The organism is Massilia sp. FBCC-B171 (assembly GCF_059134155.1).
The window spans coordinates 606325-630452 of record NZ_CP101443.1; the positions used below are offsets into that span (position 1 = coordinate 606325).

At 65.4% G+C, this 24128-nt stretch carries 28 protein-coding genes; 15 read left to right on the forward strand and 13 right to left on the reverse strand.

Annotated features, from left to right (window positions below; genetic code table 11):
• Positions 1-86 precede the first annotated feature (86 nt).
• From NMB41_RS02825 to NMB41_RS02840, 4 genes are read right to left on the reverse strand one after another with little or no spacing between them, the layout of a single operon-like run.
• The gene (locus NMB41_RS02825; RefSeq protein ID WP_494380970.1) at positions 87-419 is read right to left on the reverse strand and encodes a hypothetical protein; all 333 of its coding nucleotides are present in this window, start codon (positions 417-419) and stop codon (positions 87-89) included.
• Positions 420-422: 3 nt separating this feature from the next.
• Entirely contained in the window at positions 423-2951 is a 2529-nt protein-coding gene (ctaD, locus tag NMB41_RS02830) for a cytochrome c oxidase subunit I (protein WP_494380971.1), read from the reverse strand.
• Positions 2948-3889: a cytochrome c oxidase subunit II gene (locus NMB41_RS02835; RefSeq protein ID WP_494380972.1), complete on the reverse strand. Its 942-nt coding sequence runs from the start codon at positions 3887-3889 to the stop codon at positions 2948-2950. Before NMB41_RS02835 ends, ctaD begins: the two co-directional genes overlap by 4 nt.
• Positions 3886-4284, reverse strand: coding sequence for a c-type cytochrome (locus NMB41_RS02840; protein WP_494380973.1), 399 nt, complete (start codon positions 4282-4284; stop codon positions 3886-3888). Before NMB41_RS02840 ends, NMB41_RS02835 begins: the two co-directional genes overlap by 4 nt.
• A 91-nt stretch (positions 4285-4375) precedes the next feature.
• On the opposite strand from NMB41_RS02840, the gene NMB41_RS02845 reads away from it, so the two are divergent.
• From NMB41_RS02845 to NMB41_RS02855, 3 genes are all read left to right on the forward strand, one after another.
• On the forward strand, positions 4376-4960 hold the full coding sequence (locus NMB41_RS02845) for a c-type cytochrome (protein WP_494380974.1): 585 nt from the start codon (positions 4376-4378) through the stop codon (positions 4958-4960).
• A complete protein-coding gene (locus NMB41_RS02850; protein ID WP_494380975.1) occupies positions 4957-5322 on the forward strand; it encodes a c-type cytochrome in 366 nt (121 codons plus the stop codon). Before NMB41_RS02845 ends, NMB41_RS02850 begins: the two co-directional genes overlap by 4 nt.
• Positions 5323-5421: 99 nt before the next feature.
• Complete coding sequence (locus tag NMB41_RS02855; protein ID WP_494380976.1) at positions 5422-5976, forward strand: carboxymuconolactone decarboxylase family protein; 555 nt, start codon at positions 5422-5424, stop codon at positions 5974-5976.
• 12 nt (positions 5977-5988) lie between these two features.
• On the opposite strand, the gene NMB41_RS02860 is transcribed toward NMB41_RS02855, so the two are convergent.
• Genes NMB41_RS02860 through yjgA form a run of 4 tightly spaced genes read right to left on the reverse strand, consistent with a single transcriptional unit; the run spans position 5989 to position 8113 of the window.
• A complete protein-coding gene (locus tag NMB41_RS02860; RefSeq protein ID WP_494380977.1) occupies positions 5989-6189 on the reverse strand; it encodes a hypothetical protein in 201 nt (66 codons plus the stop codon).
• 52 nt (positions 6190-6241) lie between these two features.
• Positions 6242-6910, reverse strand: coding sequence for an alpha/beta hydrolase (locus NMB41_RS02865; protein WP_494380978.1), 669 nt, complete (start codon positions 6908-6910; stop codon positions 6242-6244).
• Positions 6907-7539, reverse strand: coding sequence for a molybdopterin adenylyltransferase (gene mog, locus NMB41_RS02870; protein WP_494380979.1), 633 nt, complete (start codon positions 7537-7539; stop codon positions 6907-6909). The genes NMB41_RS02865 and mog overlap by 4 nt, the downstream gene beginning before the upstream one ends.
• Entirely contained in the window at positions 7520-8113 is a 594-nt protein-coding gene (gene yjgA / locus NMB41_RS02875; RefSeq protein WP_494380980.1) for a ribosome biogenesis factor YjgA, read from the reverse strand. Before yjgA ends, mog begins: the two co-directional genes overlap by 20 nt.
• Before the next feature lie 94 nt (positions 8114-8207).
• On the opposite strand from yjgA, the gene pmbA reads away from it, so the two are divergent.
• The 3 genes from pmbA to NMB41_RS02890 are packed head-to-tail and all read left to right on the forward strand — an operon-like array spanning position 8208 to position 10273.
• Complete coding sequence (gene pmbA / locus NMB41_RS02880) at positions 8208-9560, forward strand: metalloprotease PmbA (protein ID WP_494380981.1); 1353 nt, start codon at positions 8208-8210, stop codon at positions 9558-9560.
• Positions 9561-9582: 22 nt separating this feature from the next.
• A complete protein-coding gene (locus NMB41_RS02885; RefSeq protein WP_494380982.1) occupies positions 9583-9822 on the forward strand; it encodes a hypothetical protein in 240 nt (79 codons plus the stop codon).
• A 16-nt stretch (positions 9823-9838) separates the two neighbouring features.
• Positions 9839-10273, forward strand: a complete 435-nt coding sequence (locus NMB41_RS02890) for a DUF1801 domain-containing protein (protein WP_494380983.1) — start codon at positions 9839-9841, stop codon at positions 10271-10273.
• Here NMB41_RS02890 and NMB41_RS02895 read toward each other — a convergent pair.
• From NMB41_RS02895 to paaX, 5 genes are all read right to left on the reverse strand, one after another.
• Positions 10270-12015 (reverse strand): response regulator, encoded by a 1746-nt coding sequence (locus NMB41_RS02895; protein ID WP_494380984.1) that lies wholly within the window; start codon positions 12013-12015, stop codon positions 10270-10272. The two genes, NMB41_RS02890 and NMB41_RS02895, sit on opposite strands and share 4 nt — an antisense overlap.
• Positions 12015-13532, reverse strand: coding sequence for an ATPase domain-containing protein (locus NMB41_RS02900; RefSeq protein WP_494380985.1), 1518 nt, complete (start codon positions 13530-13532; stop codon positions 12015-12017). The genes NMB41_RS02895 and NMB41_RS02900 overlap by 1 nt, the downstream gene beginning before the upstream one ends.
• 160 nt (positions 13533-13692) lie before the next feature.
• On the reverse strand, positions 13693-13926 hold the full coding sequence (locus tag NMB41_RS02905; protein ID WP_494380986.1) for a hypothetical protein: 234 nt from the start codon (positions 13924-13926) through the stop codon (positions 13693-13695).
• A 57-nt stretch (positions 13927-13983) separates the two neighbouring features.
• Positions 13984-15117, reverse strand: coding sequence for a M14 family metallopeptidase (locus NMB41_RS02910; RefSeq protein ID WP_494380987.1), 1134 nt, complete (start codon positions 15115-15117; stop codon positions 13984-13986).
• Positions 15118-15160: 43 nt separating this feature from the next.
• Entirely contained in the window at positions 15161-16090 is a 930-nt protein-coding gene (gene paaX / locus NMB41_RS02915) for a phenylacetic acid degradation operon negative regulatory protein PaaX (protein WP_494380988.1), read from the reverse strand.
• A 106-nt stretch (positions 16091-16196) separates the two neighbouring features.
• Here paaX and paaA point away from each other — a divergent pair, with 106 nt between their 5' ends.
• The 9 genes from paaA to paaK all read left to right on the forward strand — a co-directional run bounded on the left by paaA (position 16197) and on the right by paaK (position 24126).
• On the forward strand, positions 16197-17186 hold the full coding sequence (gene paaA, locus NMB41_RS02920) for a 1,2-phenylacetyl-CoA epoxidase subunit PaaA (protein ID WP_494380989.1): 990 nt from the start codon (positions 16197-16199) through the stop codon (positions 17184-17186).
• 130 nt (positions 17187-17316) lie between these two features.
• Positions 17317-17601, forward strand: a complete 285-nt coding sequence (gene paaB / locus NMB41_RS02925) for a 1,2-phenylacetyl-CoA epoxidase subunit PaaB (protein WP_305824063.1) — start codon at positions 17317-17319, stop codon at positions 17599-17601.
• A gap of 8 nt (positions 17602-17609) precedes the next feature.
• Positions 17610-18362: a 1,2-phenylacetyl-CoA epoxidase subunit PaaC gene (gene paaC / locus NMB41_RS02930; protein ID WP_494380990.1), complete on the forward strand. Its 753-nt coding sequence runs from the start codon at positions 17610-17612 to the stop codon at positions 18360-18362.
• On the forward strand, positions 18362-18880 hold the full coding sequence (gene paaD / locus NMB41_RS02935) for a 1,2-phenylacetyl-CoA epoxidase subunit PaaD (protein WP_494380991.1): 519 nt from the start codon (positions 18362-18364) through the stop codon (positions 18878-18880). The genes paaC and paaD overlap by 1 nt, the downstream gene beginning before the upstream one ends.
• A gap of 7 nt (positions 18881-18887) precedes the next feature.
• Positions 18888-19964 (forward strand): 1,2-phenylacetyl-CoA epoxidase subunit PaaE, encoded by a 1077-nt coding sequence (gene paaE, locus NMB41_RS02940; protein WP_494380992.1) that lies wholly within the window; start codon positions 18888-18890, stop codon positions 19962-19964.
• A 25-nt stretch (positions 19965-19989) separates the two neighbouring features.
• Entirely contained in the window at positions 19990-20781 is a 792-nt protein-coding gene (paaG, locus tag NMB41_RS02945; RefSeq protein ID WP_494380993.1) for a 2-(1,2-epoxy-1,2-dihydrophenyl)acetyl-CoA isomerase PaaG, read from the forward strand.
• A 1-nt stretch (position 20782) separates the two neighbouring features.
• Positions 20783-22345 (forward strand): 3-hydroxyacyl-CoA dehydrogenase PaaH, encoded by a 1563-nt coding sequence (gene paaH / locus NMB41_RS02950; RefSeq protein WP_494380994.1) that lies wholly within the window; start codon positions 20783-20785, stop codon positions 22343-22345.
• Positions 22338-22784 (forward strand): hydroxyphenylacetyl-CoA thioesterase PaaI, encoded by a 447-nt coding sequence (gene paaI / locus NMB41_RS02955; protein WP_494380995.1) that lies wholly within the window; start codon positions 22338-22340, stop codon positions 22782-22784. Before paaH ends, paaI begins: the two co-directional genes overlap by 8 nt.
• Positions 22785-22809: 25 nt before the next feature.
• Positions 22810-24126 carry a phenylacetate--CoA ligase PaaK gene (paaK, locus tag NMB41_RS02960; RefSeq protein WP_494380996.1) on the forward strand — a complete coding sequence of 439 codons (1317 nt, stop codon included), beginning with the start codon at positions 22810-22812 and terminating at the stop codon, positions 24124-24126.
• Positions 24127-24128 lie beyond the last annotated feature (2 nt).

Below are 24128 nucleotides of genomic sequence, written 5' to 3' on the forward strand. Positions count from 1 at the left end.
CGGTCTGCTGACGTGCGTTGAACGCGTGGGTGGCTTTGCCGCCCACGCGTTCAACGCACGCCTGATCTAACGCGCACTGCGTCACCCTACGCGCAACTGTCGATAAACCACATCGGCACGGAGGTCCACGCAATCCCTGCAAAGGCCAGCAGCGCCGTCAGCGCCGCCGCCCAGTCCAGCAGCGCGGTCTCCTCGTTCCCGCCACTGAGCGTACCCCGCGCGCGCCAGGCCAGCGCTGCGCAGACCGCCAGCGCCACGACCGTCATCAGGGCCAGCGGCAGCCGGTGCGGGCTGCCGGGCGCGAAGCCGGCCGGGCTGCACTGGGCCGCGACCAGCACATAGCTGCCGGCGAAATGCGCCGCCCAGACCAGCATCGGCAAGGTCCCGCGGATGAGCTTTCTGAAGAACCGTTCGCGCATCGATCACTCCATCAGCATGGGCACGACATGCACTGCCAGCGACAGGGCGATGCCCTGCAGCGTCGTGTAGTGCCAGATCAGTGCCGTATTGTCGAGCGTCGCACGGCTGGACGGAGACAGGCGTCCGCTCCAGGCACGCGCCGCCAGGTAGGGGCCCGCAATCGCCAGGATGACGACGTGCAGTCCCTGGTAGCTTAACAGTGCCGCGATCGTTGCGCTCCAGGCCTGCGCGCGCGGCGCCAGTCCGGCCAGGTCGTAGCCGTACAGGTCGACCAGGAAGGAGCCGATCACGCAGCTTGTTGCCGCCAGCGCCAGCCAGGGCAGGCGCTGCTTGCCGATGCTGCGCACGGCCCACAGCATCAGGCCAGAACCCAGCGCCAGCAGGGCGCCGGAGATCAACGGCCAGCGCACGTCGGGCAGGGTGGCCGCCGGCGGCGGGCACACTTCCAGGCGCATCGAGATGTGGATGTAGGCAAACAGCAGGGAAGCGAAGATGGTCGCGTCGACCACCAGCATGATGATCGTGCCCCACCACGAATGCGAGGCCGTGCCTTGCGCGCCCACCGGCAGCACCAGCGTGTCCGAGACGCGCGCCTCGGTGATCGCATGCTTCTTGTCCGAGCCCCACAGCCAGGCGACCGTGGAGACGATCGCCGCGATGCCGCACGCCCAGGCAATGAAGGTTAGCTTCATCGTCATCAAGAGGAAGAAGCCGGCGGTGCCGGCGGCGGCAATGAAGGGCAGCCAGCCGTCGGTCGGCAGGATCAACAGGTACTTGGGCGTCGCCGAGACCGGGCTGGTGGCGATCGTCTCGCGCTGCCCGCTGGCGGTGCCGGGCAGGTAGTGCTGGCCCGCTTCGACCTGTTCGGCCAGGTTCGGCTGGTCCCACAGCGGGTCGGCCGACTTGACGAGCGGGATGCTGCGCGTGGCATACACCTCGGTCGGCAGCCATTCGAGGGTCGAGGCATTCCATGGGTTGCCGACCTCTTTCTCCGGCCGGCGCAGCGTGCGCACGATGTCGACCAGCACCACCAGCACGCCGAGCGCGAGGACGAAGGCGCCCAGCGTCGAGACCAGGTTCAGCCAGTCCCAGCCCATCTCGGTCGGGTAGGTGTAGACGCGGCGCGGCATGCCCAAGAGGCCCGTGATGTGCATCGGGAAGAAGGCAATGTTAAAACCGCCAAACATCAGCCAGAACGCCCATTTCGCCAGGCGCTCCGACATGCGCTGGCCCTTGATCAGCGGGATCCAGTAGTACAAGGCCGCGAACACCGGGAACACCATCCCGCCGACCAGCACGTAATGCAGGTGGGCGACGATGAAATAGGTGTCGTGCGCCTGCCAGTCGAAGGGCAGCAGCGCCACCATCACGCCGGTCAGGCCGCCGAGCACGAAAATGAACATGAAGCCGCCCAGGAACAGGGCCGGCGCGTTCATCGTCACTTTGCCCTTCCAGAGTGTGGCGATCCAGCCGAACACCTGGATCGCGGTCGGTACCGCGACGGCCATGCTGGCAGCCGAGACGAAACTCATCGTCATCACGCCCAGGCCGGCCGTGAACATGTGGTGCGCCCACAGCGCGAAGCTGAAGAAGCAGACGATCACCAGCGCCACGATGATGGCCTTGCGCCCGACCAGCGGGGTGCCGGCGATCGACGGGATCATGGTCGAGACCATGCCGGCGGCGGGCAGGAAGATGATGTACACCTCGGGATGCCCGAAGAACCAGAACAGGTGCTGCCACAGCACCGGGTCGCCGCCGCGCTCGGCGATGAAGAAGGGCCAGTCGAAGGCGCGTTCCATCTCGAGCAGCGTGGTGCCGGCGATGATGGCCGGGAAGGCGAACACGATCATCACGGCCACCACCAGCATGGCCCAGGCATACACCGGCATGTCCACCAGCTTCATCCCGGGCGCGCGCGTGAACAGGATGCCGACGATCAGTTCGATGGCGCCGGCGATCGCCGAGATCTCGATGAAGCCGATCCCGAGCAGCCAGAAGTCGGCGTTCAGGCCGGGCGAATACGCCTTGCCCGTCAGCGGCGGATACATGAACCAGCCGCCGTCCGGAGACAAGCCGAAGAACAGCGTGCAGAAGAAAGCCAGGCCGCCGATCGCATACGCCCAGAAGGCATAGGCCGACAGGCGCGGGAAGGGCAGGTCGCGCGCGCCGAGCATGTTCGGCAGCAGGAATACGGCAATCGCCTCGACGATCGGAATGGCGAACAGGAACATCATCACCGTGCCGTGCATGGTGAAGACCTGGTTGTAGGTCGATGCGCTCAAGAGGTCGTTGTCGGGCACCGCCAGCTGGGTGCGCATCATCAGGCCGAGGATGCCGGCCAGCAGGAAGAACAGCAGCGCGGTGCCGATGTAGAGCAGGCCGATGCTGGTGTTGTCGACGCGGGTCAAGAAGCGCCAGCCGGTTGGGCGGCGCCAGGGTTTTTCCAGCCGTTCCAGTTCCCCGGGAGGACGCGGCAGGGAGCTGGGCAGGGCGGCGGACAGCTCGTCCGCGGTGATGGTGGTGTTCATTTCAGCTGTTCGAGGTAGGCGGCCAGGGCTTGCAGCGTGGCCCCGTCGATGTCAGTGGCGGCCGGCATCCGCGCGCCCGGTTTGATGGCTTGCGGATCGGCGATCCAGCCGGCCAGGGTGCCGCGGTGCGTGCGCAGCGTGCCTGCGGCGATGTGGGTGCGCCCGCCCACGTGGGTCAGGTCCGGCCCCAGGCGCGCACCCTCGGCCACGCCGCGGATCGTGTGGCAGCTCTGGCAGCGCTGTTCGATGAAGGCGGCGCGGCCGCGTTCGATCAAGGCGTTGTCTGGCCCCGGCGCGATCGCGCGCGCCGGCTGCGCTTCGCGCGCGAGCCAGGCCGCGTAATCGCCGGGCGCCATCGCCACCACGTACAAGGCCATGCGCGCATGCTGCTCGCCGCAGAATTCGGCGCACTGGCCGCGGTAGATGCCGGGTTTGTCGGCCTGCAGGGTCAGGCCGTTGACGCGGCCCGGCATGGCGTCGATCTTGCCGTTCAAAGCCGGAATCCACAGGCTGTGGATCACGTCGGGCGAGGTGAGGCCGATGTAGACCGGGCGGCCTGCCGGAATGCGGATCTCGTTGGCGCTGACCACTTCGCGGCCGCTGGCGGGGTCGTGGTAGCGCACTTCCCACCACCACATCTTGGCGGAGACGCCAATACTGGTCGCGCCGCGCGAGGTCTGGGGCGTCAGTTCCGCGCTGCGCCAGGTGCTCCACACCAGCAAGGCGGTGAGCACCACGACCGGAAAGGCGATGCCGGCGCCGGCGATCCACCAGCGCGCCGAGACCGGCCGCAGGTTCGGGCGCAGGCTTAGCACCATCAGCGCCATCACGGCGACGAAAATGACGGCGCCGCCCGCGAACAGGACCCAGGACAGGTGCGCGATGATGGCCGCATCGGGACCGGCGGGATGGAGGGCGGACTGCAGCGGCACGCTCATCGCAGCGTCAGCAGGTAAGCCGCCATGTGACGCGCTTCGTCGGGCGAGACGCCCAGGTCCGGCATCGCGGTGCCGGGTTTCACCGCCTGCGGGTTGTCGAGCCAGCGCGTCAGGTTCGACGGCGTGTTCGGGATGCCGCCGGCGATATAGCTGCGCCGGCCGAATAACTCCAGCGGCGGCCCGGCATTGCCGGCCGCGCCCGGCACTTCCGGAACCGCATGGCAGGCGGTGCACTGGTACTGCGCCATCAAGCGCTGGCCCTGGAGCGGATCGCCGCCGCTCACTGGCTGTGGCGCCTCGCGTTCGCCGCAGCCGGCCAGCAATGCCAGGCACAGTCCAGCGGCGCAGAGGCGGCGGGGACGCGGCAGTGAGGGGAGGGGGAAGTGATTGCGCACAATTGAATCCGAAGAAGCGTATGGCTCTATATAATACAAGAGAAACAATATCATTTTTTCAACAGTGCGCACCCCCAGCCAGCGACCACCGATGCTCTCGAACCGTACCCGCCTGATCCTGAAAACCGCCGCCGCCACCCTGGTGCTGGCCGGGCTGGCGGCCGCCACCACCGGGGCCATCGTGCTGCGTGCCGGCTGGTACGACACCACGGCCACCAACCAGCACCTGCAAGTGACGTATTCGGTGCTGGAGAAGGGGATGCATTATTCGGTACGCAATCACGCCAAGGACGTGAAAGTGCCGCCGCTGGGCGCGCCGCAGCAGGTGGCGCGCGGCGCGGTCGTGTACGCAGCAAATTGCGTCCAGTGCCACGGCGGTCCCGGTTCGGCCCAGGCCAAGCTTGGGCAGAGCATGCAGCCGCTGCCCGGCCCCCTGATCGACGCCGGCGCGCGCTGGCAGCCGCGCGAGCTGTACTGGATCACCAAGCACGGCATCAAGATGAGCGGGATGCCGGCCTGGCAGTTCCACATGAGCGACGCCGACTTGTGGTCCGTGGTCGCCTTCATGGGCGTGCTGCCGACCTTGTCGGCGCGCGATTACGCGCAGGCCACCGGGGTCCCGAACGTGGCGGAGACGCCATCCTCGGCGCCAACCACCGCGGGAGCAGCCGAATGAGCGCGCGCCTCCTCACCGTCGGCCTGGCCTTAACGCTGCTCGCCGGCTGCCAGGACACCCCGGCGCCGACCGGCCTGCAGGGCGACCCCGCGCGCGGCCGCGTCGCGCTGGCCCAGCATGCCTGCCGCGCCTGCCACATGATTCCGGGTCTCACCGGTCCCGAGACCTATGTCGGCCGGCCATTGGTGGACCTGCCCGAGCAGCGCTTCATCGCAGGCAAACTGCCCAACAACCAGGCCAACCTGGTGCGCTGGATCCGCAACCCGCAAGCGATCGACCCCCATACCGCCATGCCGACGATGGGCGTGAGCGAACGCGACGCACTCGACATGACGGCCTGGCTGCTTGCGCCGCAAAAATAGTGTCGTTTGATAAAAATCTCATCCTGGTGGGATTTTTTTTGATCTTTAACGGAAGCTGTGCGACTATTTTTTCCGTTTAGACATTTCTCGAGGCCCAGCATGAGTGACCGCCTGCCCCCGATTCCCCCCGACCAGCTGACCGAGGCCCAGCGCCGCGCCGCGCAGGCCGTCATCGCAGGGCCGCGCGGCGCGCTGTACGGCCCCTTCGTGCCCTTGCTGCGCAGTCCGGAACTGCTGGAAAATGCGCAGCGCATGGGCGAATACCTGCGCTACCGCAGCGCCATCGGCGTCAGGTTGTCGGAACTGGTGATCCTGGTGACGGCGCGTCATTGGAACCAGGCGGTAGAGTGGGCCATCCACGCGCCGATCGCGGCGCAGGTAGGCTTGCCGGCACAGGTGATCGAGGCGGTGTCGCGGCGCGAACGGCCGGCGAGCATGCTGATGGACGAAGCGGTGGTCTACGACTTCTGCATCGAGCTGCACCAGAACAAGCAGGTATCGGACCCTACCTATGCGCAGGCGCTGGCGCTGTTCGGCGAGCAGGGCGTGGTCGACCTGATGGGATTGAACGGGTATTACACCTTCCTGGCGATGGTGATGAACACGGCGCGCACGGAAATGCCCGTGTCGAGCGCCGCGCCCTTGCCGGAATAGCGGCGCTGGCGGTCAGGCCAGCGCTTCCTTCGCCGCTTCTTCCGGGCTCAAACCGTCATAAAACAGATCGGTGAACCACTCGACCTGCTCCTCGATATGGTCCTGCGCCTCTTTCTGCGTGGCGCCGCCGGCAACCAGGTGTCCTTCGACTTCGATGCACCAGTTAATCAGTGCCATCGTTTCTTCGTCGAGCGCTTCTTCTTTCTTGGCCATGGTAGGACCTCCAATGTAAAACGGGAGCCAGGGCTCCCGTGGTTTGAGGCTGTTAAGCCAGTACTTTTTTCATCCACGCCGAGATGTCCTGCACTTCCTCGAAGCAGAGCGAGTGCTGCATCGGGTATTCGTGCCATTCGATGGTATAGCCAAGGCCTTGCAGGACGTCGCGCGACTGCTCCGCGCGGATGAAGGGCACCACGTGGTCCTGGCGGCCGTGCGCCATGAAGATCGGGGTGTCGATGCTTTCCTCGGTGCGCTCGTGCGTCACGGTTTCGTTGAGCGGCAAATAGCCCGACAGGCAGAGCATGCCGGCCAGCTTTTCCGGGTGGCGCAGGCCGGTCTGCAGCGTCATCGCGCAGCCTTGCGAGAAGCCGGCCAGGATGATGCGCGAGGCCGGGATGCCGCGCGCCTTTTCGCGTGCGATCAGGGCCTCGACGTCGCGCTGCGAGTCGCGCAGACCCGTTTCGTCTTCGCGGCGCGTGAGGTCTGCGACGCTGATGTCGTACCAGGCGCGCATGATGTAGCCGCCGTTGATCGTCACCGGAATCTGTTTCGCATGCGGGAACACGAAGCGGATGCCGGGCAGGCCCTTCAGGTCGAGTTCGCGCACCAGCGGCACAAAGTCATTGCCGTCGGCGCCCAGGCCGTGCAGCCAGATGACGGCAACCGTCGGATTCGGTGCCGTTTCGATTTCGATGTTTTGCAGCAGATCGCTCATGCGTTGTCCTGGGGTGGGGCCGGACGCTGGGCCGACTTTGGGCGCCAGGCGGTCGTCACGGCCGGGTTGGTTTCCATGTAGGGGCCGCCGATCAGGTCGATGCAATAGGGGACCGCGGCAAAAATGCCGCCGGCGATACTCTTCCCGTCTGCGTCTTTCAACCCTTCCAGGGTTTCCTTGATCGCCTTCGGCTGGCCGGGCAGGTTCATGATCAGCGCCGCGTGGTCGGCGGTCTCGCGGATCACGGCGACCTGGCGCGACAGGATGGCGGTCGGCACGAAGCGCAGGCTGATCTGGCGCATCTGCTCGCCGAAGCCCGGCATCTCCTTGGTGCCGACAGCCAGCGTCGCCTCGGGCGTGACGTCGCGGCGCGCGGGGCCGGTGCCGCCGGTGGTGAGCACCAGGTGGCAGCCGGTGACGTCGACCAGTTCGATCAGGGTCTTCTCGATTTGCGTGCGCTCGTCGGGAATCAGGCGCGGCTCGATCCGGTAGGGCGTGGTGAGGGCCGAGGCGATCCAGTCCTGCAGCGCAGGAATGCCCTTGTCCTCGTAAATGCCGCCACTGGCGCGGTCCGAGACCGAGACCAGGCCGATGACCAGCTCCTGCGCCTTACTCGTCTGCGGACTCATCGTCTTCCAGCTCATCCTCGGTTGGGGCGGCTTTCTTCTTGCTCAGGTCCTTCAGGATCTGGAACAGTTCGCGGAAGGCCTTCGGCGGTTTCGATTCGGCCTGCTCCTTGCGGGCGTTGCGGATCAGCGTGCGCAGGTGCTGCACGTCGAGTTCCGGGTTCTCTTCCAGCAGGGTCGTCAGGGCCTTGTCGTCGGTCAGCAGCTTGTCGCGGCGGCGCTCGAGCGCGTGCAGCGCGGCGGTTTCCGCTTTCGAGGCGCCTTTCCAGCTGTCGATGGTGCGCTGGATGACGGCCACTTCCTCGTCCGTCAGGGTGCGCATCTTCTTGCCGACGAACTGCAGCTGGCGGCGGCGCCCTTCGTGATTCGTGATGGTCTGGCACATCAGGATGGCGTCCTTGACGTCTTCCGGCATCGGGACGCGCTTGACGCGGTCGCGCGGCTCGGCAACGAGCTGCGCTCCGAGTTTCTGCAACTCGTCCATCTGGCGCTTGAGCTCAGATTTGGATGGGCGTTCGTATTCTTGCTCGAACTCGTTGGACTGGAAGCCCACCGAGCCGCGGTTTGGATTTGGCATGGTATCGATTGATCCGATTGGCGCTGAGCCGATCAGTAAAAACAGTAAACGGCTGCTATGATAACTGTTTTAGGGCTCGCACAAAAAACTCGATATGAACAGCTCCGTTTTTACCCACACCCAGGCCCAGTTGAAAGAACTGGCCAAGAGCGTCCTCGCCTTCGCCCAGGACCAGGGCGCAACCGACGCCTCGGTCGAAATCAGCGAGGGTAGCGGACTGTCGGTGTCGGTACGTCGCGGCAAGATCGAGACCATCGAGCAGAACAAGGACAAGGGCATCGGCGTCACCGTCTACGCCGGCCAGCGCCGCGGCAACGCCAGCACCTCCGACTTTTCCGAGACCTCGCTCAAGGCCACCGTGGAAGCGGCCTGGAACATCGCCCGCTTCACCGCCGAGGACGACGCGGCCGGCCTGCCCGACGCCGACATGCTGGAAATGGACCCGCGCGACCTGCGCCTGTGCTACCCGTGGCAGATATCCACCGAAGAAGCGGTCGAACTGGCGCAGCGCTGCGAGAACGCGGCCTTCGAGGTCGATCCCCGCATCACCAACAGCGAAGGCGCCAGCGTCTACGTGCAGCAGTCGCATTTCGTCGCCGCCAACACGCGCGGCTTCATCGGCGGCTATCCGTTCTCGCGCCACACGATGTCGATCGCACCGATCGCCGGCAAGGGCAGCAAGATGCAGCGCGACGACTGGTACACCTCGGCGCGCGACCCGAAAAAGCTGGCCAAGCCGGAAGCGGTTGGCCGTTACGCCGCCGAACGCGCACTCGCCCGCCTGAATGCCCGCAAACTCAACACGCTCACCTGCCCGGTGCTGTTCGAGGCGCCCCTGGCCGCGGGCCTGGTCGGCGCCTTCGTGCAGGCGGTGTCGGGCGGCGCGCTGTACCGCAAGTCCACCTTCCTGCTCGATACGCTGGGCAAGCAGGTCTTCCCGAGCCACATCCAGATCGTGGAAGACCCGCACGTGATCGGCGAAGTCGGCTCCTCGCCCTTCGACGAAGAAGGCGTGCGTACCGTGCGCCGCAAGGTCATCGACAGCGGCGTGCTGCAGGGGTACTTCCTCGGTTCGTATTCGGCCCGCAAGCTCGGCATGAAAACGACCGGCAACGCCGGCGGCGCGCACAACCTCACCATCACCTCCGATGAAACGAAGCTGGCCGACGATTTCAAAGGCATGCTGAGCAAGATGGGCACCGGCCTGCTGGTGACCGAACTGATGGGGCAGGGCGTGAACTACGTCACCGGCGACTATTCGCGCGGCGCTTCCGGCTACTGGGTCGAGAACGGCGTCATCCAGTACCCGGTCGAGGAAATCACGATCGCCGGCAACATGCGCGAGATGTTCCAGCAGATCGTCGCCATCGGCACCGACGTGCTGTCGCGCGGGAATAAATCGACGGGCTCGATCCTGATCGAAAAGATGGTTGTCGCAGGTAACTAAGCGCAGGTAATCAAGGAAAAGCATGAGCAAGTTCATTCGCATCGACAAAGAAAACAACTCGAAGAAGGCAGTGCTGCTCAATCTCGACCTGGTGGCATCGGTCGAATTGTCGCCCCAGTCCGACCTGCTCAGTTCAGCCGACGAAAATCGTGTTTACCTCAGCTGCCTGGCGCACGACAAGACAGTGATCGCCACCGTGCACTTCGATAACGTCGAGGATGCGCACGCGTGGGTGGACAAGAACCTGGGCGTGCAGCTGTAATCAGGGCGGGGTGAGCATGGCCGCCAACAAGACGATGCCGACCCCAGTCGATGCGCGCGGCTACCTTGGCGCGATCGACGACCCTGTACGCCGTGCCGACTGCGCGGTCCTGGCCGGGTTGATGGAGCGGATCACGGACGAGCCTCCGGTGATGTGGGGTCCCAGCATCGTCGGTTTCGGCAGCTATCACTACCGCTATGCCAGCGGGCGCGAGGGCGATGCCCCGATGGCCGGGTTTGCGTCGCGCAAGGGCGACATCAGCATCTACCTCAGCTGCGACACCGAAGCGCGCGCAGCCCTGCTGGCGCAACTCGGCCGGCACAAGATGGGAAAAGGCTGCCTGTATGTGCGCAAGCTGGCCGACATCGACCTGGCCGTGCTCGAAGCGCTGGTGCGCGAGTCGATCGCCACCACCGAAGCGCTCTACGGGAGCCCTGGGACAGGTGCTTAACCCGCCGCCGCCTCGCTGCTGACCTTCTGCAAGGCCCGCTCCACGGTGGCCGCCAGTTCCGCCAGCTGGAACGGTTTGCGCAGCAGCATATCGTCGCCAATCACCTGTTCGATCGCCTTCATGTCGGCATAGCCGGTGGCGATGATCATCGGCACGCCCGGCAGGGTTTGGCGTGCGCGCTGCACCAGTTCGGCGCCGGTAATGCCGGGCATCAGGTAGTCGGTGATGATCAGGTCGGGCGCGGCGCGCCCGAGTTCGCGCAGGCCCGCTTCGCCGTCCGGCGCCTGGGCCACCGTGTGACCCAGGGCTTCGAGCGATTCGACCATCGATTCGCGCACGAAATCGTCGTCCTCGACCACCAGGATGCGCACGCCGGGCCGCGGCGCCGCGGCAGACGCCGGTGCGGCCGCGACGGCCGTCTCAAGGCCGTTGCCGGCCGCCGGCAGCCAGATTTCCACCGTCGTGCCGACGCCCGGTTCGCTCAGGATGCGCGCGGCGCCCCCGGACTGCTGCGCCATGCCGTACACCTGCGACAGGCCCAGGCCCGTCCCCTTGCCGACGCCCTTGGTGGTGAAGAAGGGTTCGAACACGCGCGCCGCCACTTCGGGCGGCATGCCTTCGCCGCTGTCGGTCACGGCGATGCGCACATAGTCGCCGTCGGGCAGCAAGCCGCCCGGCGGCGTGGCCGGGCCGGCATTGAAACGCAGCTCGCCGCCGGCCGACATGGCGTCGCGCGCATTGATCGCCAGGTTCAAGAGCGCCATCTCCATCTGGTTGGTATCGGCCATGACGCTGGCGGTCTGCAGATCGACCTCGAACTTCAGGCGGATGCTCGAGCCGAGCGAGGTGGCGACCAGTTCGCGCACGCCTTCGAACAGGGTGTTCACATCGAGCGGGCGCAGGTCCAGGCTCTGGTTGCGCGAGAAGGCCAGCAGCTGGCTGGTGAGCTTGCCGCCGCGCTGGCAGGCGCGGCGCGCCACTTCGGCGCGCTGTTTTGCGACGTCGTCCTTCGACATCAGGAGGATCAGGTCCATGCTGCCCTGGACCACGTTGAGCAGATTATTGAAATCGTGCGCGATGCCGCCGGTCAGGCGCCCGACCGCTTCCATCTTCTGGAACTGGACCATCGCCTGCTGCACGCGTTCGCGCTCGATCACCTCGTTCATCAGGCGGTCGTTGGCCTGGGCCAGGGCGCGGGTGCGCTCCTCCAGCGCGCTTGTGCGCTCGTCGATCCGTGCTTCCAGGGTTTCGTTCAACTGTACCAGCGCTTCCTGGCTCTGGCGCAGGCTCTCGGCAGTGCGCTCGCGGTCGAGCAGCACGTCGCGCGCCTGGTACTGGCGGCGGCGCGCGCGCAGCACCGACAGCGCGGCCGAGCGCAAGGTCTGCGCGTTCAGCGGGCGCTCCAGCAGGATCACGTTGCCCAGCTCCCCCAGGCGCGCGCGCGCAGCGTCGGCCGGCACGCCGACGCTGCGCGTGAGCAGCACGACGAAGGGAAAGTCGGACCAGTGCTTCTGAGCGTCGAGCCAGTCGCGCAGGCGCGTGGTGTCGATCTGCTGCAGCGCTTCCTCGGCGACGATGGCGGCACCCGCGCCGGCGGCGATGCTGTCGACAAAGCTGTCGAAGCTGTCGACGGTGGCGCAGCCGAAGCCGTCGCGCTCGAGCACCGTGCATATGACCTGGGCATCGCGCCCGTGCGGCGCGAAGATCAGGATGCGTTCGTCGGCTGAGTTAGCGTCTTGCATTACTCGGCTGCATGCGGAATGGACGCCATCATCGGCGTCGAGCCATGGTAGCTCGGCAGGCCGCTGAGTACGCCCTCGAAGCCCTCGAGCGGCTCGCCGACGCGCACGCCGTCCTGGCCGAGCTGGAGTTCGTGGATGGTCAGCGCGTGGCTCGCGGTGCGGCTCTTGATGACGGTGATGGCGCGGCGCAGGCGCCCGCTCGATTCGAAGAAGCGCAGCAGCACCGTGGTGTCGGACAGGTAGCTCAGGTCGACGTCGGAACGCACTTCGCCGATCAGGCCGTGCTGGCCCAGCACCAGCAGCGTGGTCACGCCCTGCTGGTTCAGATAGGACAGCAGTTCGTGCATCTGCAGGGTCAGGAACTGCTCGCCCGGCATGGCCTGCAGGTAGGCGTTCAGGCTGTCGATGGCGAGGAAGGAGACGCCGTGCTGCTCGACCGCGTCGCGCAGCATTTGCGCGAATTCGCCCGGCGAGAGCTCGGCCGGATCGATGTGGTGGATGCGCAGCTTGCCGCTGTCGACAAACGGGCGCAGGTCCATGCCGAGCGCCACGCTGCGCGCGAAGAAGGTGCCCAGGCCCTCGTCGAACAGGTAGAACGAAGCCGTTTCGCCGCGCTCGAGGGCCGACAGCAGGCAGCGCGCCAGCAGGGTGGTCTTGCCGATGCCGGACGGGCCGACCACGAGCGTGTTGGTGCCGCTGACCAAGCCGCCGCCGAGCAGCTTGTCCAGTCCAGTCGAGCCGGTGGAGCGCACTTCGGGCGTGAAGTCGAGCATGTGCTCGGCCGCGACCAGGCGAGGGTACATGGTGATGCCGCCGGTATCGAGCGTGTAGTCATGGTAGCCGCCGCGGAAACGGATGCCGCGCATCTTGATGATGTTGACGCGGCGGCGCTCCTTGCCGAATTCCTTGGCGATCTGCTCGAGGCTGACGACGCCGTGCGCGATGCTGTGCAGGTGCTGGTCGGGCTGGCTGGTCTTGTCGTCCAGCAGCAGCACGGTACAGTGACGCGCCGCGAAAAACTGCTTCAGGGCCAGGATCTGGCGCCGGTAGCGCAGCGGGTTCTGGGCCAGCAGGCGCATCTCCGACAGGCTGTCGAAGACCACGCGCACCGGTTTTACGCGCTCGACCTCGGCCATCACGTTGCGGGTGGTTTCGCCGAGTTCCACTTCCGACGGGTGGAACACCGACTGCTGGGCGTCGATGTCGAGCGAGAGGTCGCTGGCCAATTCGAACAGGGTCAGCGCGTCGATCGACCAGCCATGGCTGGCCGCGACCGCTTTCAATTCGTCGATCGTCTCGGACAGCGTGATGTACAGGCCGTGCTCGCCCTTGGCGACGCCGTCGAGCAGGAACTGCAGGCCGAGCGTGGTCTTGCCTGCGCCCGGCGAGCCTTCCACCAGGTAGACACGTTGCGGCGTCAGCCCGCCACCGAGGATGTCGTCCAGGCCGGCGATGCCGGTCGAGATGCGGGGGGTGGGATAAGGCTCCGCGGTGCGCAAGGAAGATGGGGAATTCATGGACACGGCCTATCGTTTGACCGGGGCGACTGCTGCTGCATGCTGGCGGACGCCGTCGCAAGCCCGACCGGGTGTGGTAGCGTTGCCGTCGCTGTGCGGCAGTGCTGATGACGTGATTATAGAACGATTTTCCGGCGGGTCTTTGTACGCTTGGGTACGTTCAAACAGCTTCGATGCGGCTCAGGCGCTGGCCGTAAATACCCCAGGTAACGTCCTCGCCGTCGACCCGGCCGCGCAGGACCCAGCCGGTGCCGACTTTTTCGACGCGGATCGGGGTTTCGAGTTCCTTGGCCACCTTTTCGGCCCACATCGTGGCCGAACCCTGGCCTTTGAACATTTCGTGGCCGTTATAGATGACGGTGGCGTCGAAGACGGAGGCGGAGAAGATGGTCATGGTGCGTGTTCTTTCTAAAATGAGACAACGCCCCGGCTGGCGGGGCGTTCGTGCGTGTTATTTCTGTGCGCGGATCGATTGCAGCACCGGCTGCAGCACTGCCGCGCCCAGGCGCGCGCTGCGGGCGCCGTCCCAGCCCACTTGCGGGTCGGGGTCGTTGGCATTGTCCTTGAACGGCAGTTCCAGCGTCAGCGACAGGCAGCCGAAGGCGTGCGTGATGTGGGGCGAACCCATGGTCAGCGTCTCTTCGGTATAGGGCGATTCGCCATAGCCGTGCACGTCCTGGAAGTCGGGGCTGGCGATCTTGAAGTCGGCGATGAAGCGCTTCTGGGCCGCGTCCTGCTCGGGTGTGAACGTCGGCAGGGATTCGCTGCCGGCCACGAACACGTAGGGCAGGCCTTCGTCGCCGTGCACGTCCAGGCACAGGTCGACGCCCACTTCATGCATCTTCTGCTTGACCAAGAAGACTTCCGGGCTGCGTTCCATCGTCGGATTGAGCCACTCGCGGTTCAGGTTGGCGCCGGCGGCATTCGTGCGCAGGTTGCCGCGCACCGAGCCGTCCGGGTTCATGTTCGGGACCACGTAGAACACGCTTTCGTTCAGCAACTGGCGTGCGAACGGGTGGGCCGGGTCGAGCAGGGCGTCGAGCATGCCTTCGACGAACCACTCGGCCATCGTCTCGCCCGGGTGCTGGCGCGCGATGACCCAGACCTTCTTTTTACCCGCGGCGGGTTCGCCGATGACGAGCATGTTCAGGTCGCGGCCGTCGACGGTCGAGCCCAGGTCGAGCATGCGCACGTTCTCGCTCATCTGCGCGCGGTCGAGCAGTTCCAGGTGGCGTTCCCACGAGTAGGGCTCGAAATAGGCGTAGTAGACGCTGTCCATGCCCGGCGTGTGGTTGATCGTCATGACCTGGCCGTCGAAGGTGGTCGGCACGCGGAACCAGTTGATGCGGTCGTAGCTGGCCATCGCCTGGTAGTCTTCCCAGCCGGCCGGATAGGCGGCCTGGCCGGCGTTCAGCAGGCGCATGGTGCAGGCTTGTCCTTGCGCGCCCTGCAGGCGGAAGTAGAACCACTGGGTGATGTCGGCGTGCGAATCCTTGCGGATGTTCAGGTCGATGGCGTTCGCGCTTGTGGCGTTCACGATCTCGATGGCGCCAGCGTCGAACTGGCTGCTGATCTTGATAGACATGGTGTGTCCCGTAGAAGGCGTAAAGCCGAGATGATACCAATTATCAGCCGCGCAATCCGCCGAAGCGCTGATAAAACGCTTCATCGGCGGCCGGCGTCGCCGGATCCTCGCGCCTGAGCACCGCATCGACATGCAGCTCGGCCTGCGCATACACCATCAGGTAGACGTCGCGCGCCACGGCATACGCATCCGACCCCGGCCAGGGATCGGGCAGCAGTTCGATCGGCAGCATCGGATCGTGCAGCTGCAGGCGGCGGTAGGCGTGAATCAGGAGCGAGCGAATCGCAAACGCGTCGAGCGGCGCCACATCGGGCGCCGCGCGCAATAAAGCCAGCAGCGGCGTGAACTGGTCGATGAAGCCGCGATAGCTCTGCGCCACGGCGGTGAGATCCCAGCCTTCGCCTACCAGTTCCTGCAAGGGCCGCGAGCCGACGTCCGGCAACTCGGCCGCGGTCACCACAAACACTTTCTCGCGCCCGCCGGTGCGCTGCAAGGCATCGAGCAATCCTTCGGCATCGGCCCCGGGATGGGCCAGCAGGCCCGGTCCCAGCATCGCAAAACCTTCCCACGCCAGCTCTTTTCGTACCGCCGTGCGCAGATCGCCATCGATGCTGCCGTTGGGCGCGATCACCAGCGTCCAGCGGCCATCCCAGTGCAGGCCGGGCGGGGCGTAGATGCGGCGGTCGGCGCGCTGGAAACGCGGCAGCGATTTCGGATCGAAGCCGTAGCGGCTGCGCCGTCCCTCGCGGCTGGCGGTCAGCCAGCCTTCCTGCACCAGCCGGAACACGCTGGTCCGCACCAGGCGGTCGGTCACGCCGAGCGGGGCCAGCAATTCGATCAGGCTGCCCAGCCAGGCCGCGCCGCCGTGGGGAGCGATGGCGTCGCCCATCACCGTCATCACCAGGGATTTCGAGCGTAGTGGCTCGGCGGCAAGTGCCTGGCCGATCCATTCAGCGCTGGTCAATTGTTTCATGTAAATCCGTCAGTGAATGCTGCTCAATATGATTCAAAATTTTGGTGTACATCTCGTTTTCTGTATCGTATTATTGTTGGACGATGTTTGCAATGGGAGACTGACCATGTATGCGCAACTGGTGGAAACGGGCCTGAAAAAGGTCCAGACAATGGAAGACATGAGCGCTGAAGAGCAGGCCTTCCAGGCCCGCATCGACGCCGGCGTGAAGATCGAAGCGAAGGACTGGATGCCGGAGGCCTACCGCAAGACGCTGGTGCGCCAGATCTCCCAGCACGCGCACTCCGAAATCGTCGGCCAGCTGCCTGAGGGCAACTGGGTGACGCGCGCACCGACGCTGAAGCGCAAATCCGTCCTGCTGGCGAAAATCCAGGACGAAGCCGGACACGGCCTGTATTTATATAGTGCCGCCGAAACCCTGGGCGTCTCGCGCGACGAACTGCTGGCCGCGCTGCACTCCGGCAAAGCCAAGTATTCGAGCATCTTCAATTACCCAACCCTGAGCTGGGCCGACATGGGCGCGATCGGCTGGCTGGTCGACGGCTCGGCCATCATCAACCAGATCCCGCTCTGCCGCTGCTCCTACGGCCCGTATGCACGCGCCATGATCCGCGTCTGCAAGGAAGAGTCCTTCCACGCCCGCCAGGGCTACGACATCATGATGAGCCTCGCCAAGGGCACGCCGGAACAGAAGGCGATGGCCCAGGATGCGCTGAACCGCTGGTGGTGGCCCTCGCTCATGATGTTCGGCCCGTCGGATGCCGAATCGGTGAACAGTGCGCAGTCGAGCAAATGGCGCATCAAGCTGTTCTCGAACGACGAACTGCGCCAGCGCATGGTCGACCAGACCGTGCCGCAAGCCGAATACCTTGGTTTGACCGTACCCGATCCCGACCTGAAATTCAACGCCGAGACCGGCCACTACGAATTCGGCGAGATCGACTGGAGCGAGTTCAACAACGTCCTCAAGGGCAACGGCCCCTGCAACCGCGAGCGCCTGCGCACGCGTGTAAAAGCCTGGGACGACGGCGAATGGTTCCGCGACGCGCTCGTTGCGCACGCCGACAAGCAAGCCGCCCGCAAAGCCGCCGCATAAATCGGCCCGCGGCCACCGCATATACCCGCGGCGGCCGCGTACGTAGGGCGGGCACTCGTGCCCACGCGGTACAGCGCATCCGCAGTCGAACAGCACGCACCAACAAAATCAGAAACACCGGAGACAAACCATGAGCAAAGAATGGCCCCTGTGGGAAGTATTCATCCGCAGCCAGCACGGCCTGGCCCACAAACACGTCGGCAGCCTGCACGCCCCTGACGCCGAAATGGCGGTCAACAACGCCCGCGACGTCTACACGCGCCGCAACGAAGGCGTCTCGATCTGGGTCGTGCGCGCCGCCGACATCGTGGCCAGCAGCCCGTCTGATAAAGAAGCCCTGTTCGAGCCGGCCAACAGCAAGGTCTACCGCCACCCGACCTTCTTCCCGATGCCGGAAGAAGTAAAAAACCTGTGAGCACGCCCGTGGACGCGAAAATCGAATACCTGCTGCGCCAGGGCGACAACGCCCTGATCCTCTCGCAACAGCTTAGCCAGCTGTGCGGCAAAGGCCCGGCCCTCGAAGAAGACATGGCGCTGACCAACGTCGCCCTGGACCTGTTAGGTCAAACGCGCATGTGGCTGACCTACGCCGGCGAATTGGAGGGCAAAGGCCGCGACGAAGACAAGCTGGCCTACCACCGCGACGCCATCGACTTCCGCAACGTCCTGCTGGTCGAGCAGCCCAACGCCAGCTACGCCGAAACGATGATGCGCCAGTTCCTGTTCGATTCCTGGCACTACTTCCTGATGCAGGGCCTGCTGCAATCGACCGATCCACGCATCGCCGAGATCGCGGAAAAATCGTTCAAGGAAGTGACTTACCACCTGCGCCGCAGCGGCGACCTGGTGGTGCGCCTGGGCGACGGCACCGATGTCAGCCACGCCAAGATGCAGGCCGCGCTGGACGACCTGTGGATGTACAGCGGCGAAGTGTTCATCTACGACGCGGTCGACAATGCCATGGTCGAGCAGGGCATCGCCCCGAAGGCTGAAGACCTGCGCGCCGCCTTCCTCGACCATGTGAACGACATCCTGCTTGAGGCCACGCTCACCATGCCGTCCCCGGACGCCTGGATGCAGCGCGGCGGCAAGGCAGGGCGCCACAGCGAACACCTCGGCTTCATCCTGGCCGAGATGCAGTTCCTGCAGCGCGCCTATCCCGGAGCCGAGTGGTAATGAGCCCGCACGCCGCCACGGTCGAGCAGGTCTGGTCCTGGCTCGGCGAGGTACCCGATCCCGAGATCCCGGTGATCTCGGTGGTCGACCTGGGCATCGTGCGCGACGTCGCCTACGAAGGCGACGAATGCGTCGTCACCATCACGCCGACCTATTCCGGCTGTCCGGCGATGCAGGTCATTGCCGATACCGTGAAGGAAGCGCTGCATGCGCACGGCCTGGACAAGGTCAGGCTGATCAGCCGCCTGTCGCCCGCCTGGACCACCGACTGGATGAGCGAGACCGGCAAGGCCGCCCTCAAGGGCTATGGCATCGCGCCGCCGGTGCAGCAGGCGATCGACATCAGCGGCCTGCGCGGCGGCGTCAAGCGCGGGACCTTCGTCGAACCCGAAGTCACCTGCCCGAACTGCGGCTCGAAGCACACGCAACTCACCAGCCAATTCGGTTCGACGCCATGCAAGGCGCTCTACAAATGCCTCGACTGCCGCGAACCCTTCGATTACTTCAAGTGTCACTGAGCTGAACATGAGCAAATTCTATCCACTCACCGTGGCCAAGGTGAAGCACGAAACGCGCGACGCGGTCGCCGTCACCTTCTCCGTACCGCCCGAACTGCAAGCCACCTTCGCCTACCAGCAGGGCCAGCACCTGACCCTGCGCGCGATGATCGATGGCGAAGACGTACGCCGCTCCTACTCGATTTGCTCGGCCGTGCAGGACAAGCTGCTGCGCGTGGCGATCAAGCGCACGCCCAACGGCCTGTTTTCCAGCTGGGCCAACGAACACCTGAAAGCCGGCGCCACCCTGGAAGTGATGCCGCCGATGGGCCACTTCAACGTGCCGCTCGATCCGAACAGCGAACGCCACTACCTTGCCTTCGCCGCCGGCAGCGGCATCACGCCCATCCTCTCGATCATCAAGACCACCCTGCTGACCGAGCCGAAAAGCCGTTTTACGCTTGTCTACGGCAACCGCGCCTCCTCGTCGGTCATCTTCCGCGACGAGCTGAGCGAACTAAAAGACATCTACATGGGCCGCCTCAAGCTCGTCTACGTGATGAGCCGCGAGCAGCAGGACATCGAACTCTTCAACGGCCGCATCACCGGCGAGAAGTGCAGCGCCTTCCTCAAGCACTGGATCGATGCCGAGGATATCGACATCGCCTTCATCTGCGGCCCGGAAGACATGATGCACGGCGTCTCGCAGTCCCTGCAGGAAGCCGGCATGGCCAAGGAAAAGATCCGCATCGAGCTGTTCGCCGCCAGCATCCCGAAGCACGAGCACAAGCCACGTCCAGTCGTGGAAGGCACCCGCCACCAGACCGAAGTCACCGTGATCATGGACGGCAGCGCCGCCAGTTTTACGATGGACAAGGACAAGGAATCGATCCTCGATGCGGGCCTGCGCGCCGGCATCGACATGCGCTATTCATGCAAGGGCGGCGTCTGCTCGACCTGCCGCTGCAAGGTCGTCGAGGGCAATGTCGAGATGGACGTGAACTACGCACTCGAAGACTACGAAGTGGCACGCGGTTTTGTACTGAGCTGTCAGGCTTTCCCGATCACGGACAACGTGATCATCGATTTCGACCAGCACGAATAACGAAAAACACTGGAGGAGACAAAGCATGAGCTACGAATCGATTCAATTCAAGATCGAGAATGGCGTCGCAGTACTGACCTTGAACCGGCCCGACCGCCTGAACAGCTTCACCCAGGCCATGCACGGTGAGGTGCGCGACGCGCTCGATACGCTGCAGGCCGACAAATCGGTGCGCGTGCTGGTGCTCACCGGCGCCGGCCGCGGCTTTTGCGCCGGCCAGGACCTGGGTGACCGCGCGGTCAGCCCCGGCGCGCCGGGTGTGGATCTCGGCGAGTCCGTCGAAAAATTCTATGCGCCGCTGGTGATGACATTGCGCAGCCTGCCGATGCCGGTGATCTGCGCCGTCAACGGCGTGGCCGCCGGCGCCGGCGCCAACCTGGCCCTGGCCTGCGACATCGTGCTGGCCGCCAAATCGGCCAGCTTCATCGAAGCCTTCTGCAAACTCGGTTTGATTCCCGATACCGGCGGCACCTGGCATTTGCCGCGCCTGATCGGCCACGCGCGCGCCACGGGCCTGGCCATGCTGGGCGAAAAACTGTCGGCCGAAAAGGCGGAAGAGTGGGGCCTGATCTGGCGCTGCGTGCCGGACGAAGCGCTGATGGACGAAGCGATGGCCATGGCCAACCACTTCGCCAGCGCGCCGACCAAAGGCCTGGCTTTTACCAAGAAGGCGCTGCAGGCCAGCTATGCCAACACGCTGCCCGACCAGCTGAAACTGGAAGGCGAAATGATGCGCGAACTGGGCTATAGCCACGACTACCGCGAAGGCGTCGCCGCCTTCATCGCCAAGCGCCCTGCGCAGTTCAAGGGAGAATAGGATGGCGGGTCTGGCAAAGGGCAGCGTCGTCGCGGTCATCGGCAGCGGCGCCATGGGGTCCGGCATCGCGCAAGTGGCCGCCGCCAGCGGCCACGAGGTGCGCCTGTTCGACACGCGGCTTGATGCGGCAAGCAAGGCGATCATCGAGATCGGCAAGGTCTACGACAAGCTGGTCGACAAGGGCCGCATGGGCGCGGCGGAAGCGGACCTCGCACGCGAGCGCCTGCACACGGTCGATTCGCTCGCGCAGCTGAAAGACGCCGCGCTGGTGGTGGAAGCCATCGTCGAGAACCTCGACGCCAAGCGCGGCTTGTTCGCCGAACTGGAAGGCATCGTCGAAGAGCGCTGCATCCTCGCGACCAACACCTCCTCGATTTCGGTCACCGCGATCGCGGCGCAACTGCGCCATCCGGAGCGCCTGGTCGGCATGCACTTCTTCAATCCCGTGCCCTTGATGGCGCTGGTCGAAGTCATCAGTGGCCTGGCCACCAGCAAGGAGGTCGCCGACACCGTCCACGCCACGGCGCAAGCCTGGGGCAAGGACCCGGTGCACGCGAAGTCGACGCCCGGCTTCATCGTCAACCGCGTCGCCCGTCCGTATTACGCCGAGGCCCTGCGCTTGCTGCAGGAGGGCGCCGCCGACGCGCCGACGCTGGACGCGGTCATGCGCGACTGCGGCGGTTTTCGCATGGGCCCGTTCGAGCTGATGGACCTGATCGGCCACGACGTGAACTTCTCGGTCACGCAATCGGTCCACTCGGCCTATTTCGGCGACCAGCGTTTTACGCCGTCGGTGCTGCAGCAGGAGCTGGTGAACGCCGGTTTCCTCGGCCGCAAATCGGGCCGCGGCTTCTACCGCTACGGCGAGGATGCGGCCAAGCCCGTCGTGCAAACCGAGCCGCACGCGGTGCGTCCGCATACGGTCGGCATCAGCGTCGCGCGCGAAGTGACGTCCAGCGTCCTGAGCCCGATGGAGGCGCGCCTGCTCGACGCCGGCTTTACGACCGCACACCGCGAGCCCCTGCAAGGCGCCGAGAAGCACGAAGCGCCGGCCTTCCACACGAATGGCGCCGCGATTTTCCTCACCGACGGCCGCAGCGCCACCGAGCGCGCCGCCGCCAACAACCACCCGAACACCATCGTCTACGACCTGCTGCTCGACCACGCGAAAGCCACCCGCATCGCGCTGGCGCGCGCTGACCAGTGCAGCGAGGAGGCCTACCAGGCCGCCGTCGGCCTGTTTCAGGCGGCCGGCTTCCAGGTCACGCGCCTGGACGACATTCCGGGTCTTGCCGTGATGCGCACCGTCGCCATGCTCGCCAACGAAGCGGCCGACGCCGTGAACCAGGGCGTGTGCAGCGCCTTCGCGGTCGACATCGCGATGCAGAAGGGCGTGAACTATCCGCGCGGGCCGCTGGCCTGGGCGGACAGTGTCGGCATTGCCCATGTCGTCACGGTCCTGTCGAATCTCGCCGCCACCTATGGCGAAGACCGCTACCGCGTCTCGCCCCTGCTGCGCCGCAAGCTCGCCGCCAATCCAAACGGAGCCCGTTTCCATGCATAGCAATCCGCAACAGCTGGCCGAACTGGCCGGCAAGACCATGTACGAGCGCGACCCGGCCAGCCAGGCGCTGGGCATGAAGCTCGACGAAATTCGTCCCGGTTATGCGCGCATGTCGATGCGCGTGCGCGCCGACATGCTCAACGGGCATGCCACCTGCCACGGCGGTTTCATCTTCATGCTGGCCGACAGCGCCTTCGCGTTCTCCTGCAACTCGCACAATTTCAACACGGTCGGCGCCGGCTGTACGATCGACTACCTGGCGCCGGGCCGCGAAGGCGACCTGCTCATCGCCGAGGCGGTCGAGCAGGCGCTGGCCGGCAAGACCGGCGTCTACGACGTCACGGTGAAAAACGAAGAAGGGCGCACGATCGCCCTGTTCCGCGGCAAATCGCACCGCGTGAGCGGCATGGTGGCCGAGGTGGCCAGCGCCGCCGCATAAAGTCCACAGCCTAAAGGAGACTCAGATGGTCCAACGTACTCCCTCGCCCGGCGAGCTGGAACCGATCGAACGCGCCAGCCGCGACGAACTCCAGGCCCTGCAGCTCGAGCGCCTGAAGTGGTCGCTGCAGCACGCCTACGACAATGTGCCGCACTACCGCAAGGCCTTCGACGATGCGGGCGTGCATCCGGCCGACCTGAAGTCGCTTGCCGACCTGGCGAAATTTCCCTTCACCGAAAAGAAGACCCTGCGCGACAACTACCCGTTTGGCCTGTTTGCGGTGCCGCGCGAGCAGGTGGTGCGCGTGCACGCCTCGTCCGGCACGACCGGGCGTCCGACCGTGGTCGGCTATACGAAGAAGGACATCGATACCTGGGCCGACGTGGTCGCACGCTCGATCCGCGCGGCCGGCGGCCGCCAGGGCGACATGGTCCACATCGCCTATGGCTATGGCCTGTTCACCGGGGGCCTCGGCGCCCACTACGGCGCCGAGCGCCTGGGTTGCACCGTGGTGCCGATGTCGGGAGGGCAGACGGAAAAGCAGGTGCAGCTGATCTGCGACTTTCAACCGTCGATCATCATGGTCACGCCTTCCTACATGCTCAACATCGTCGAGGAATTCAAGCGCCAGGGGCTTGACCCAGCCGCGTCCTCGCTGAAGGTCGGCATCTTCGGGGCCGAACCCTGGACCAACGAGATGCGCCGCACGATCGAAACCGAGGCGGGCATCGACGCGGTCGACATCTACGGCCTGTCTGAAGTCATGGGCCCGGGCGTGGCCAGCGAATGCATCGAGAGCAAGGACGGCCCCGTCATCTGGGAAGACCATTTTTATCCCGAAATCATCGACCCCGAAACGGGCGAAGTGCTGCTAGATGGCGAAGAGGGCGAGCTGGTGTTTACCTCGCTCACCAAGGAAGCGCTGCCGATCGTCCGCTACCGCACGCGCGACCTGACGCGTTTGCTGCCCGCCACCTCGCGCTCGATGCGCCGCATGGGCCGCATCACGGGCCGTTCGGACGACATGCTGATCATCCGCGGCGTGAACGTGTTCCCGAGCCAGATCGAAGAACTGGTGTTGAAGATGCCGGCGCTGGCGCCCCAGTACCAGCTGGTCGTGGCGCGCGACGGCCACCTCGACACGCTGGAAGTGCTCGGCGAACTGAGGGAGGCGAACCAGCCGCAGGAAACCGTGGACGCCCTGTGCCGCGAACTGCAGCACTGCATCAAGACCTATGTCGGCGTGAGCACCAAGGTCACCTTGACCCCGCCGATGGGCATCGAACGCACGATGACCGGCAAGGCCCGGCGCGTGGTCGACCGCCGTCCTAAAAATACATAAGA